Raw genomic sequence first — 12,096 nt, forward strand, 5'->3', positions numbered from 1 at the left:
ACATTCACAATCCCACCTTAAAACTAGAATAAAGTAACCATAGAAAAATATTCAATAAACTGCAATTTCAATGAGTCAATACATAACGGCATCAACGTACATTTTTACCAAACAAATGTAAAAATTCAATTTTTACTCCCCTTGTTGAATTTATTATCTGTAATCAAATATTGATTAAAAATCAAAATTTTACTTAATTTTATAGGGATAATCAACATTTTTATTGCCAATATTTTGTTATTATCTTTTTTTTAATACATTTACCACTGTTAACCAAATCATAAAATTATGAAAAAATTATTATTGGGCGCCTTAGCCCTACTTACTATTTCCTCTTGTAGTGACGAAAACAATAACACTACAGCAGAAGCTCAAAACAAGGTGCAACCTGCTTACGTCGCAAACCAATTGCTTATTAAATTCAAACCTACAGAAAAAGGTGCCAGAACAGCTAGTACCGTGCTGTCTCTCATTGGTGGATCAACAGTTGAGGTAATTAGTACCAAATCTATGCAGTCTTTTAATGCAAAGACAAAAGGCCAGGATGGAAAACTTTTATTGGTAAATTCAGATCTTGGGACAATGGAGGCCATTGAACTAATTAAAGACCTAAAAGAAGTAGAATATGCAGAACCTAACTGGATTTACAATCACCAGGCAGTGTCAAATGACACCTACTATACCAATAGTTCTCTTTGGGGGATGTTAGGATCTACAACTACTCCATCAAATCAATTTGGTTCAAATGCAGCCGTTGCTTGGGCAAACAATAAGTTAGGATCAGGAACTGTATATATTGGAATTATTGATGAAGGCTATATGTATGACCACGAAGATCTAGCAGCAAATGCTGGAAAAAATCCTGGAGAAGTAGCTGCAAATGGAATTGATGATGACGGAAATGGACTTGTTGATGACGTCTATGGCTGGGATTTTGCAGGAAACAACAACAGTGTTTTTGACGGAGTTGACGACGACCACGGAACGCATGTTGCAGGAACCATTGGAGCTGTAGGTGGTAATGGAAAAGGAGTTGCTGGAGTTGTATGGAACGTTAAAATGCTAAATGCTAAATTTTTAGGATCAACAGGTGGTACATCTGCAAATGCAATAAAGGCAGTTGACTATTTCACTGATTTGAAAACAAGACAAGGCTTAAACATTGTGGCTACTAATAACTCTTGGGGAGGAGGAGGATTCTCACAAGCCCTTCAGGATGCAATTGAAAGAGCCAATTCTGCTGGAATATTGTTTATTGCTGCAGCAGGAAATAGCGGAACTAACAATGATGCTACACCAAGTTACCCTTCAAGTTACCCTAATGCAAATATTATTGCGGTCGCATCTATCACAAGCACTGGTGCCCTATCTAGTTTTTCTCAATATGGTGCTACATCTGTTGATGTTGGAGCTCCTGGTTCAGGAATTTGGTCAACAGTTCCTGTGAGATCTAAAGGTAAGAATATATCTGGCTACGCAAGTTATAACGGAACTTCTATGGCAACGCCACATGTTTCTGGAGCAGCTGCTTTATACGCATCATTAAACCCTGGAGCAACGGCAGCGCAAATTAAAGCAGCACTTTTAAATACCGCTACACCTACTGCTTCACTTTCAGGAAAATGTGCAACAGGCGGCCGATTAAACGTAAGCGGTTTCTAATGTTTTAACTATAATAACACAAAAAGAGTACACTAGTTGTACTCTTTTTTTTATGGTCAAGAGCAGAGGTATGAATCATCGATAAAATCTAAATTATTTATAATAGTGTAACCCGTGTGTTGTTTGCTACTACTATTTTAGTAAACCAAGATTTTTTCAACGATAACAAAGTAAACCTTGCTGCTTATCTAAATTTTAAGAAACAGATCCTATTGCAATAGGTTTCAAAAGAGCTTCTTTAGGGTAATAAATATATTTGATGCAATCATACTTGCGATCAAATTAAAATACAACCCCATTTCAATTTTGTTGAAATGGGGTTTTTTAATTGAAAATACCCTCATCTGAAAATTCAATTAAATGATTAAATTTGGCAAAAGTTAATTCTATGTTCAAAACCAAAAAAGAACTTGTCTTTATCATCCTTGCTGGAATATTTATCACTAATGCTGTTACTGCTGAATTGATCGGTGGGAAACTTATTCAAATAGGTCCGTTTGTAATGAGCATCGGTATTTTACCTTGGCCTATTGTGTTTTTAACTACTGATTTAATTAATGATTATTTTGGCGAAAAAGGAGTAAAAAAACTATCCCTGATTACTGCTGGATTAATTGCCTACTCGTTTATTATTTTACTGCTGGCCATGAGTATTCCAGCTGCTAAAGGAATTAGCCCTGTGAACGATGCCCAATTTACCGCCGTTTTCGGTCAAAGCATGTGGATTATTGTGGGTAGTATTATCGCTTTTCTTGTATCGCAATTAATAGACGTTACTGTTTTTTGGTTTTTTAAAAATCGAACTGGAAACAACAAAATATGGCTAAGAGCTACGGGTTCCACCATCATTTCACAACTGTTTGATTCTTTTATTGTTTTAGGAATTGCTTTTTGGTTGCCAGGTAAAATGAACTTTGAAACCTTCCTAACCTCAGCATTAACAGGATACACTTTTAAGCTTGGAACGGCCATACTCTTGACTCCTTTAATTTATCTAGGTCACTACATGATCAAAAATTATTTAGCCACCGAAAAAGAATGATTACCGCTGATAAAATACGTTGTGGCTGGTGTCATTCTAGTGCTTTATACATGAAATACCATGATGAAGAATGGGGCGTTCCCGTATATGATGACACTACTCTATTCGAATTTTTACTCCTTGAAACCTTTCAAGCAGGCCTAAGTTGGATTACCATCTTGAACAAAAGAGAAAATTTCAAAACTGCTTTTGACCAGTTTGATTACAACATGATTGCGCACTATTCAGATGACAAAATTCGTGAATTATTGCAAGACGCAGGTATTATTCGCAACAAACTCAAAGTTTATTCGGCTGTGACCAACGCTCAAAACTTCATTAAAATTCAAGAAGAATTTGGCAGCTTTTCGCAATACATTTGGGCTTTTGTAAATCACACACCGGTTAACAACTCCCCAAAAAACTTAAAAGAAGTTCCTGCTACTTCCCCAATTTCTGATGCTATAAGTAAAGATTTAAAAAAACGAGGGTTTAAATTTGTGGGTTCCACCGTTATGTATGCCTTCATGCAAGCCACAGGCATGGTTGATGATCATGTAGAAAATTGTTGGAAACGAAACGTACTGCCCCAGATGAACGTGAAAAGCCCGGACTGAAAAGGCTATTTTTTCGAGACAGCAAAGAGCGATCGGCAGGAAGCTCCTTTGATGGCTTTAGAAAAAACAAGCCTTTGAAGGAGGACTTGTAACAAACAGCTGGAAATAGGCCCTACTGCTGCTGCAAAATTCGCATAAACTCATTTCGAGGGATTTCTCGACAACCTAAACTTTCGAGATGTGGGTTATACACTTGGCAATCGAGCAGCTTATAATTTTCATTTTTCAAGTGGTTTACCAAAGCAATAAACGCCACTTTGGAAGCATTAGAAACTAACGAAAACATGCTTTCGCCGCAGAAAACATGACCCAAATCAACGCCATACAAACCGCCAACTAAGATGTCATCTTGCCACACTTCAACTGATTTTGCAATGCCTAATTCTTGCAATTTGCAATAAGCATCAATCATGTCATTAGTAATCCAAGTTCCGTTTTGACCGTCGCGTTTTACTTTTTGACAGTAGGAAATCACGTCTCTAAAATTTTGATTGAAGGTAACCGATAATTCGCCTTTGTTAAGAACGTTACGCATGCTTTTGGAGATTTTTAACTCCTCAAGAAATAAAACCATTCTTGGATTAGGCGACCACCAAAGGATAGGATCACCAGTTTCAAACCACGGAAAAATGCCACTTTTGTAGGCTAACTGCAAGCGCTCAGGAGACAAATCGCCACCAATAGCAAGAATTCCATCGCGATTGGCTTGGTTAACGTCAGGGAAATAAAGTGTTTCAGAAAGGTAATGCATGATTAGATCAATTGAAAAAACGGCGCAATTGGCTCAAAAAAAAAACCAAATTCCGAAATGAAAATAGGTTCAAGTTGGAATTTGGAATTTCAATAATTTGGAAGTTTATCTTAGAACGGTAAATCGTCTGCTTCTTCTTCGTTTAAGTTGGTTGCTGGTGCAAAAGCTTGTGCAGCAGGCATAGGTGGCATTTGAGGAGCTGCAGCAGCGCCTTCTTGCAATTTCCCTATTCTCCAACCTTGAATAGTGTTGAAATAAACCGTTTCGCCTTGTGCGTTAGTCCACTCTCTACCTCTTAAATTGATATCAATTTTTACTGATTCTCCTACTTGAAAGTTATTCAACAAATCACATTTATCTTGTACAAATTGTACCGAAATGTGTTGCGGATATTGCTCATCAGTTGTTACTACAACGTCTCTTTTTTTGAAACCGCCTGATCCAACTTCTTTAGTTTGATCAATCATTTTAATTTTTCCTGTTACTTCCATCTTCTCTATATTAATTGTTTTTGCTCTGTTTAATAGGCTCAGCCAGAAGAACTTTCCATGCTGAATCAACATCATTTTCGTTTAAGTATCTTTTGGCCTCGAGCTGTACTTTTTCAGGATCATCGGAGCTCAAAACGGCTTTTACTGCAAAATTTTGTTGTACAAATATACTAACTTCTTCGGTTGTAGGCAAGGCTTCAACATTTCCTAAAATTCCTAAATCGTTTCCGTTAAACACGGGGCTTTGCTTGATAAAATCTGGTATTGCATCTACTCCAATTCCTAAGGTAGCGAGTGGTTTTGGCACTTCAAAAAGTCCTTGATTGGATCTAGAATACCAATTGCCACCCAAACGCGACACTAAGTCAATTTTATGTTGATCGATAGCGCCGTTACTGTCTAAAACGGCCTCGTCAATATGAATTTTTACTACTTCGCACACGACTAAGTTACCTGCACCACCCTCAGAACCCAAAGCAATGATTTGATTGACTTTACATTCAAATTGTACCGGTGATTCTTTTACTCGATACGGTTTTACAATATCAGAAGCAACAGGCGTTAATCCTGATTTAACAAATTCATCAACACCATCAGCATATTCTGTGCTGGCCAACGAGATTTGCTGTACAATGTCATAATTTACTACATTAATTACCACCTCTTTGGTTGCCTCAGCATTAATAAGCGTATGTTTAATGGTATTGTCTCGAACACGGCGTGCTGGCGAAAAAATTAGGATAGGCGGATTGGCACTAAACACATTAAAAAAACTAAACGGTGATACATTGGCATTGCCATCGGCATCCATTGTACTGGCAAATGCAATAGGTCTTGGACCCACTGAACCTTGCAAATAACCTTGTAATTGAGCTGTAGAAATACTTTTAGGATCTATCGTTAGCATAAAGACATTTTTTTACTGTAGCATACAAAAGTAAGTAAATGAATTTGGTTTTTAGAATGGCTTGCTACATTTTAAACAAAATTATCTTGCTGGAGATGCCGTTAAAAATTCTTTATCAAAAACTAAAATAGAACGCCATTTATTTCGTTATATTTATCATTCAAAATTTTCCTTATGCAGTTTTCTGAACGTAGAAACACCACCCGTTGGGTAATCATTTTTGCTTCGTTTTTAATCATTTCTTTGATTTTATGGAATACGTATTCGTTTTTTCAAATTTTTAAAAATGAAGAACGATTAAAAATGAATTTATGGGCACAGGCGCAAAAAACACTGATCAACGCTAACGAGAATACTGAGGTAGAACTGCCTTTACAAATATTTAGCAACAACACCTCCATTCCAATTATTTTAACCGAAAAAGATAGCATTATCAATACTGTTAACATTGATGAAGAAATTGTAAAAAACAAAATAAAAGCCCAAGCATTTTTACAAAATTTAAAATCAGAAAATGATCCTATTGTCATTGAATATGTACCCGGAAAATTTCAAAAACTGTATTATGGTAACTCCTCTTTACTAAACAAACTGAAGTATTATCCACTTGCGTTGGTGTTAATAATTGTGCTTTTTGGCGGTTTGGTTTATAATTTTTACCGTAGTACCAAAATGGCGACTCAAAATAAATTGTGGGCCGGAATGGCAAAGGAAACTGCGCATCAAATAGGTACGCCGCTCTCCTCATTAATTGGTTGGGTCGAAATTTTGAAAGCAGATGACGTGGATGCCTCGATCACGCAAGAAATAGAAAAAGATATTGAACGCCTGCAAACAATAACCGACCGATTTTCAAAAATTGGTTCGGAACCCAAGCTAGAACGCACTGATATTGTTCACGAAACACAACAGGCTTATGATTACTTACAATCTCGGTTTTCGAAACAAATTGACTTTACTTTTAGCGCTCCAAAACATCCAGTTTGGGTACAACTTAATCCTATTTTGCACAGCTGGACGATAGAAAATTTGGTTAAAAATGCCATTGACGCCATGAAGGGAAAAGGAAAACTCCAACTGGCTATTGTTGCCGACGCTGACACGGTAAAAATTAACGTTACAGATTCAGGCAGCGGCATTCAAAAAAAGCAGTTTCAAACTATTTTTGAGCCCGGTTTTACTACAAAAAAGCGTGGTTGGGGATTGGGACTTTCGTTAACCAAACGAATTGTAGAAGAATATCACAAAGGCACAATTAAAGTTTTACAGTCTGAAATTGGTAAAGGAACTACCATGCAGGTACTGCTAAAAATCAAACAAGACTCTACTTCTAATTCATAAAAAAAGGAATACGTTTTTGTCGTATTCCTTTTCTAATTTTTTATGTTTTAATTTTTACAAGTTGGCTGCAATTGCTGCTGCCAGTGAAGTAAATTCTTCAGTGGTAAGACTTACTTTATTTTGAAAACGCATTTCGTCCATTTCGTTTAGCGGAATCAAATGCACGTGCGCATGAGGCACTTCGAGTCCTACAACTGCCATCCCGACGCGTTTACAAGAAACGGTTTTTTCAAGTGCAATTGCTATTTTTTTAGAAAACTGCATCAACCCCAAATACAAATCGTCATCCATGTCAAAAATCTTATTGATTTCTTGTTTTGGAATACAAAGTGTGTGACCTTTTGCGTTTGGATTTACATCTAAAAACGCCAGGAAACGATCGTCTTCGGCAATTTTGTAACACGGAATTTCTCCTTGAATAATTTTGGTAAAAATACTTGACATACTTACAATTTTATTTGTTGAACCTCAACTTTTATCTCAAAATTAGTCTCTAGTGATTTCAAGAATTTCAAATTTCAACACACCGTTTGGTACTGTAATTTCAGCAACTTCGCCTACTGATTTTCCTAGTAAACCTTTACCAATTGGCGAGGTTACCGAAATTTTTCCAGTTTTAAGATCGGCTTCGCTTTCTGCTACCAAGGTGTATTTCATTTCCATACCGTTGTTTTGATTCTTAATCTTTACGTTTGATAACACCAAAACTTTAGACAAGTCCAAGTTGCTTTCGTCAATTAATCGGGCATTGGCATGCACTTCTTCTAGTTTTGCAATTCGCATTTCTAGCATTCCTTGCGCTTCTTTGGCCGCATCATATTCTGCATTTTCAGACAAGTCACCTTTGTCTCTTGCCTCAGCAATATCTGCAGATGCTTTTGGACGCATCACACTTTTTAAATAATCTAATTCTTCCCTTAATTTCTTTAATCCGTCTGCGGTGTAATAGGATACTGTGCTCATAACTTCATTATTTATATAAATAGAAAAAATCCCATCAGGACGGGATTTCTTTCCACAAAATTGTAAAATTTTTTTTTCGACTATAATTATATGTTAATCATATATAAGTCAAAGTTAAATAAATTAAATTTGTTTCGCTAATACTTTACCACTATTTTAAAATGAAAAAATATATCTCCTTGATTGTGATTGCATCCCTGCTGTTTTCCTGCAGTGAATCTAATGTAAACAACAACAATCCTTTTGTTCCCAATTATACTTTTACCCTAGACCTCAACTTAAATTTACCAACCTACTCCAACCTAAAATTTGTGAGTAATGCCGTTTATGTACCCAATATTGGCGCGCGAGGTGTCATTGTTTTTAACACGGGTAGTGGCTACAATGCCTTTGATGCTGCTTGCCCTAATCAAGCCATTAGCGGTTGTTCGACTATGACCATTAACGGAATTAATGCTATTTGTGGATGCGATAATGTGAGTTATAGCTTGTTTACAGGACGGAGCAATTTGCAATATCCTATGAAACAATACCGCGTACAAGTGAACGGAGATATTTTGAGAGTTTTTAATTAATTACAGCTTATAACTTACAGATAGCATAAAAACTCTTGGTAAGACAAAAGTGGTGCGTTGACTGATAAGATAATCCGAGAAGGAAAAATCATTTTTTACCTTGTTATCAAAAAGGTTGTTTGCTATTAACTCAAATCCAAAAGGACTGTTCTTTTTTTGATAACGCAACGATGTATTGGCGATGTCGTAAAAATTACTCTGCTTGTTACTATTGGTATTTTTAAGATTTTCGTAACTGCATTTGAACGTCCAAAATTTTGCGATGCTAATGTCAAAATCAGAGGTAATCACATCGGTTTGAAACTGAGATTGGGTCAAGCCCGAAAACTGACTAAATCCTTTGTTGTATCCTATACTAAAGCCCGGCCATTTTTTGTGTGCCGTACGCAGTACTACGCCCAACCTTTGATTATTCCTATTGTTTAAAGTTTCGGTATTGTTTAGTGTTTGGAAATACGTAAACCAACTAAAATTAGTATTGAACCTCAAGTTAAAACGGTATATTTTTTTACTAAAAGAGCCATTAACATTGTAATTCGTTTCGGGATTATCGCTTAAAATTGGGGTATTAAACTGATTGATACCATCAAGTTGAATTTCGTTACGAATCGTTCTTACTTTTTGATTCCAACTCGCCATTGCGTTCCAAGTGATCCCACGATACAAGTTCGTTTTAGTGTAACGCAGGTTGGCATTATGAAAACGCTCGTTTTGCAATAAGGCATTTCCTTTGTAAACCAAGTTATAATTTTGCAACGTAAACTGTTCGGCCAGTTGCGTGGCTTGCGCAAAACTATTTTCTAGTCTATATACAAAATTCAAAGATTCTGACTTATTGAACTCGTAATCGCTGTTCCATTGTGGTTGCAAAAGTGTTTTAGTAAGTGCTCGCTCTCCTGACTTTTGCTCTGTAGTTAGATGATACCAATGCGCATACAAGCCGGGTTTATTAGTCCATTTTCCTATTCTGAACTTATATTCTAAACCTACATAGGCATCATTCAATTGGTATTTTATCGCGTTCCCAAAACCAGACAAAGCAAAATCATTGACATTCCCGTTAGTTAATAATTGCTGCTCTGTGGTTTCTAAACGAGAATTACCGTAATTATTCCCCACATTGGTGTACAAGTGATTGAAATTATTGATAATCCAGTAATGTTTAAAAAGTGCATCAACGCTATTGGTTTTTACTTTTTTAACTTGTTCAATGCGGTACGCGCTATCCTCTTGCAACGGAATTAATCCTGCCAAAAAAGGCTGATCAGTAAACCAGTTGGTTCGTGGCGTGTTGTAATCGTATGCCTGATTGATTACTAAAGTGGTGGTGTGTTTTAGATTGTAACTTTTGTGCCACTCGATGTATTGTTTTATGGCGGTATTATCAGCTTTGTTGAGTGTTTCAAAAATACTCGCATTAACATTGGTAATTGAGTTAATGGTATTTGAAATGGTATTATTACTCGACTGGTATTGGCCGTTGTAGTACCATTTTTCTTTAGCGCTAGGCGAATAATCAAGTTTGATGTTGCCAATTCCTAAAACAGACCGATTTGTACCTTCTTGCAGTCGGTTTTCAAAAGCAATGGCACTGTTTTGCAAATACTCATTTTTACTTTCGGTTTGTGATGCCGTCAACACTTTTGAAAAAATAGAAAATCCAGAAATAGACAGTTTTGATGAAGTATCGTGGCTAAAATTAAACGCGCCAAATTGGGACGTATTCTGCACCACATCTTGGTTGTCATTGGCAAAGGAATACAAATTCGTAAGTGATTTTCGACCTGATAAAAAGGTGCTCATTCCACCACCAAAACGCATTAAATCATCAAAAGTAAAAGTGCGTTTACCAATGTTGTTTAAATCGCCTATAAAGCTTAAGTTCGTTTTAGGAGCGTAGTAAAACAAAGCGGCGTGGCCAAGATAAAAACCATTGTCAGCATTACCAACCTCGGCACCGGCTTCAACATCACCAAAAACAAATTTCTTTTTATCGGCTTTGAGCTTTACATTCATAGCCAGTTCATCACTATCCGAAACCTGCTTCATAAAACCCACTTCGTTAAAGTGGTCAATGACTTCAATTTTATCCAGTGCATCCGCCGGAATATTTTCAACCGCAAGTTTAGAGCCTCCTCCAAAAAAAGACTTGCCCTCTACCAGCATTTTAGTAACTTTTTTACCTTGTACGGTAACGCCTCCGTTTTTATCGACTTCAACGCCAGGAAGTTTTTCAAGGACTTCTTTCATTTTGCGTTCGTTGCCGTTGGCAAAACTTTTAACGTTAAACGTCATGGTATCCTTTTTAATTTCGATGGGTTTGAACTCGTGTTTGATAACGATTTCTTTGAGTTGAACTCCGGTAGACTTTAAAGTAAAATCGTGAGTAGTCACCACAGCATCTGCCTCAAGGACAAATACCTCCTCTTCAAACCCAATGTACGAAACCGTAATTTCATACTTCACTGCTTTTTCCAGCTCTAAGCGGTAGCGTCCTTTATTATCAGCAATAGCAAATTTTAAGCTTGCTTTTTCTTGTAAGGGTTTTGCAATAACGTTTGCAGACTCTAATGGTTTGTTGTTCTCCTCAGCCACCACGCCAGTAATGGAGCGGGATTGAGAGAAACTTAGGGTTGTAAATAAAAGAAAACAGAAGAGTATTTTATGCATTTAAATTAATTTGAAAGTACTTTTTTATTATAGTCCTCTTGGCTTACTGTTTTGCCTTTTGGAAAGTCTATTTCAAGCTCCTTGTCTTTTACAATCGTAATCGAAGATACCAAGAAAGTAACTTTTCTATCGGTTAGCTCTAAAATGAGACCTGGTAAACCATAAAAATTTTTGGGGCCAAAGGAATATGGTAAAGTTGGAGCAAACCAAGCTTCAATTGGTATTGATGTTGGGATGCCACGCCTATTTAAAAACTTCATTAAATATATTGCTTTGTAACACAAATACCCATCAATGTGTTTTTGTTCAGCTGTAATCTCCCAATCAAGTTTTTCACTATCTTTTTCAACCAATAAACCGTCCATATTCTGCATGATTGTTTTGTTTTTGATTTTATCGAAAAAATAATTTTGACCATTAACTTCAATGAAAGCTATTTTCTCAGCCATAATACGTAATGCATTATTACTACTTTCGCCCAAGACTTGATTGTCCAGAATAAAACTTGCTTGCTTGCTATTGAATGCTAGTGTAGCAGTTTTTTTATTTGCAATTTCAACAATGGCATTATTTAATTCTTTGTTTTCTGTATTTTTAATATCAGTCCCAAAACCATTCAATTGAATTTTATATGCAATTTTTCCCGAAGAGTTTTGTGCGTGACAATTAAAAGCAAAAATTATGGACAAGCCAAAAATAATCTGTTTGATATTTTTCATACTTTTATAAATAAGTAGGCTTACAAAAAACATTTGCGTTTTGTAAGCCTAAGATTAATTTAGTTTGCTGCTATTGCTGCCTCTTTAGGCTTACTGTAGCATCCAGCTAAATAGGCTTGATAAGCGTCATGAACTTCTGTAGCGGTATGTGTTCCGTCTTTATCAAAATCATTGTCAATATAGTTCATTGCCTTAGTCTGACAATCATCTGCTACAACTTTTTTAGTCTTGTCTTCTCCCGTGTTCGCTATTGCAGCGCCACTAAATGCTACCACTGCTAGAGCGGTAAAAATCATTTTCTTCATTCTTAATTTTTTTTTGATTTTTAAATTACGATTAAACAAAAAAATTCCGGAGATTAGTTTTCTTGTAAATATGG

At 36.2% G+C, this 12,096-nt stretch carries 13 protein-coding genes; 5 read left to right on the forward strand and 8 right to left on the reverse strand.

Features of this window, described 5'->3' with window-relative positions; all coding sequences use genetic code 11:
- Positions 1-288: 288 nt before the first annotated feature.
- The 3 genes from ACXX8U_RS11295 (at position 289) to ACXX8U_RS11305 (ending at position 3,300) form a co-directional block, all read left to right on the forward strand.
- Positions 289-1,662, forward strand: a complete 1,374-nt coding sequence (locus ACXX8U_RS11295) for a S8 family peptidase (protein ID WP_458565928.1) — start codon at positions 289-291, stop codon at positions 1,660-1,662.
- 388 nt (positions 1,663-2,050) lie between these two features.
- Positions 2,051-2,704, forward strand: coding sequence for a queuosine precursor transporter (locus tag ACXX8U_RS11300; protein WP_458565929.1), 654 nt, complete (start codon positions 2,051-2,053; stop codon positions 2,702-2,704).
- Positions 2,701-3,300, forward strand: a complete 600-nt coding sequence (locus tag ACXX8U_RS11305) for a DNA-3-methyladenine glycosylase I (protein WP_458565930.1) — start codon at positions 2,701-2,703, stop codon at positions 3,298-3,300. The genes ACXX8U_RS11300 and ACXX8U_RS11305 overlap by 4 nt, the downstream gene beginning before the upstream one ends.
- Positions 3,301-3,412: 112 nt before the next feature.
- Here the strand turns inward: ACXX8U_RS11305 and aat are convergent, their stop codons facing one another.
- From aat to ACXX8U_RS11320, 3 genes are all read right to left on the reverse strand, one after another.
- Positions 3,413-4,051, reverse strand: a complete 639-nt coding sequence (gene aat / locus ACXX8U_RS11310) for a leucyl/phenylalanyl-tRNA--protein transferase (protein WP_458565931.1) — start codon at positions 4,049-4,051, stop codon at positions 3,413-3,415.
- A 110-nt stretch (positions 4,052-4,161) separates the two neighbouring features.
- Entirely contained in the window at positions 4,162-4,542 is a 381-nt protein-coding gene (locus ACXX8U_RS11315) for a DUF3127 domain-containing protein (RefSeq protein WP_458565932.1), read from the reverse strand.
- Between the two features lie 10 nt (positions 4,543-4,552).
- A complete protein-coding gene (locus ACXX8U_RS11320) occupies positions 4,553-5,449 on the reverse strand; it encodes a flavin reductase family protein (RefSeq protein ID WP_458565933.1) in 897 nt (298 codons plus the stop codon).
- 174 nt (positions 5,450-5,623) lie between these two features.
- Between ACXX8U_RS11320 and ACXX8U_RS11325 the strand changes: the two genes are divergently transcribed.
- Positions 5,624-6,790 carry a sensor histidine kinase gene (locus tag ACXX8U_RS11325; protein WP_458565934.1) on the forward strand — a complete coding sequence of 389 codons (1,167 nt, stop codon included), beginning with the start codon at positions 5,624-5,626 and terminating at the stop codon, positions 6,788-6,790.
- A 54-nt stretch (positions 6,791-6,844) separates the two neighbouring features.
- Here ACXX8U_RS11325 and ACXX8U_RS11330 read toward each other — a convergent pair whose 3' ends face one another.
- Together ACXX8U_RS11330 and greA are read right to left on the reverse strand one after the other, a co-directional pair.
- Positions 6,845-7,234, reverse strand: coding sequence for an HIT family protein (locus ACXX8U_RS11330; protein WP_458565935.1), 390 nt, complete (start codon positions 7,232-7,234; stop codon positions 6,845-6,847).
- Positions 7,235-7,276: 42 nt separating this feature from the next.
- Complete coding sequence (gene greA, locus ACXX8U_RS11335) at positions 7,277-7,753, reverse strand: transcription elongation factor GreA (RefSeq protein ID WP_236362585.1); 477 nt, start codon at positions 7,751-7,753, stop codon at positions 7,277-7,279.
- A gap of 161 nt (positions 7,754-7,914) precedes the next feature.
- On the opposite strand from greA, the gene ACXX8U_RS11340 reads away from it, so the two are divergent.
- A complete protein-coding gene (locus tag ACXX8U_RS11340) occupies positions 7,915-8,328 on the forward strand; it encodes a Rieske (2Fe-2S) protein (RefSeq protein ID WP_458565936.1) in 414 nt (137 codons plus the stop codon).
- Here the strand turns inward: ACXX8U_RS11340 and ACXX8U_RS11345 are convergent, their stop codons facing one another.
- The 3 genes from ACXX8U_RS11345 to ACXX8U_RS11355 are packed head-to-tail and all read right to left on the reverse strand — an operon-like array spanning position 8,329 to position 12,022.
- On the reverse strand, positions 8,329-10,998 hold the full coding sequence (locus ACXX8U_RS11345; RefSeq protein WP_458565937.1) for a carboxypeptidase regulatory-like domain-containing protein: 2,670 nt from the start codon (positions 10,996-10,998) through the stop codon (positions 8,329-8,331).
- 5 nt (positions 10,999-11,003) lie between these two features.
- A complete protein-coding gene (locus ACXX8U_RS11350) occupies positions 11,004-11,717 on the reverse strand; it encodes a GLPGLI family protein (protein ID WP_458565938.1) in 714 nt (237 codons plus the stop codon).
- Between the two features lie 59 nt (positions 11,718-11,776).
- A complete protein-coding gene (locus ACXX8U_RS11355; protein ID WP_458565939.1) occupies positions 11,777-12,022 on the reverse strand; it encodes a hypothetical protein in 246 nt (81 codons plus the stop codon).
- Positions 12,023-12,096 lie beyond the last annotated feature (74 nt).

It is taken from the genome of Flavobacterium sp. GNP001 (assembly GCF_054343775.1).

What these genes read in the sequence shown, in the direction of transcription:
- ACXX8U_RS11315 (WP_458565932.1), bottom strand. Translation starts at nt 4,542, where the DNA reads ATGGAAGTAACAGGAAAAATTAAAATGATTGATCAAACTAAAGAAGTT.
- ACXX8U_RS11330 (WP_458565935.1), bottom strand. Translation starts at nt 7,234, where the DNA reads ATGTCAAGTATTTTTACCAAAATTATTCAAGGAGAAATTCCGTGTTAC.
- ACXX8U_RS11320 (WP_458565933.1), bottom strand. Translation starts at nt 5,449, where the DNA reads ATGCTAACGATAGATCCTAAAAGTATTTCTACAGCTCAATTACAAGGT.
- ACXX8U_RS11355 (WP_458565939.1), bottom strand. Translation starts at nt 12,022, where the DNA reads ATGAAGAAAATGATTTTTACCGCTCTAGCAGTGGTAGCATTTAGTGGC.
- ACXX8U_RS11340 (WP_458565936.1), top strand. Translation starts at nt 7,915, where the DNA reads ATGAAAAAATATATCTCCTTGATTGTGATTGCATCCCTGCTGTTTTCC.
- ACXX8U_RS11295 (WP_458565928.1), top strand. Translation starts at nt 289, where the DNA reads ATGAAAAAATTATTATTGGGCGCCTTAGCCCTACTTACTATTTCCTCT.
- ACXX8U_RS11300 (WP_458565929.1), top strand. Translation starts at nt 2,051, where the DNA reads ATGTTCAAAACCAAAAAAGAACTTGTCTTTATCATCCTTGCTGGAATA.
- ACXX8U_RS11345 (WP_458565937.1), bottom strand. Translation starts at nt 10,998, where the DNA reads ATGCATAAAATACTCTTCTGTTTTCTTTTATTTACAACCCTAAGTTTC.
- ACXX8U_RS11305 (WP_458565930.1), top strand. Translation starts at nt 2,701, where the DNA reads ATGATTACCGCTGATAAAATACGTTGTGGCTGGTGTCATTCTAGTGCT.
- ACXX8U_RS11350 (WP_458565938.1), bottom strand. Translation starts at nt 11,717, where the DNA reads ATGAAAAATATCAAACAGATTATTTTTGGCTTGTCCATAATTTTTGCT.
- greA (WP_236362585.1), bottom strand. Translation starts at nt 7,753, where the DNA reads ATGAGCACAGTATCCTATTACACCGCAGACGGATTAAAGAAATTAAGG.
- aat (WP_458565931.1), bottom strand. Translation starts at nt 4,051, where the DNA reads ATGCATTACCTTTCTGAAACACTTTATTTCCCTGACGTTAACCAAGCC.
- ACXX8U_RS11325 (WP_458565934.1), top strand. Translation starts at nt 5,624, where the DNA reads ATGCAGTTTTCTGAACGTAGAAACACCACCCGTTGGGTAATCATTTTT.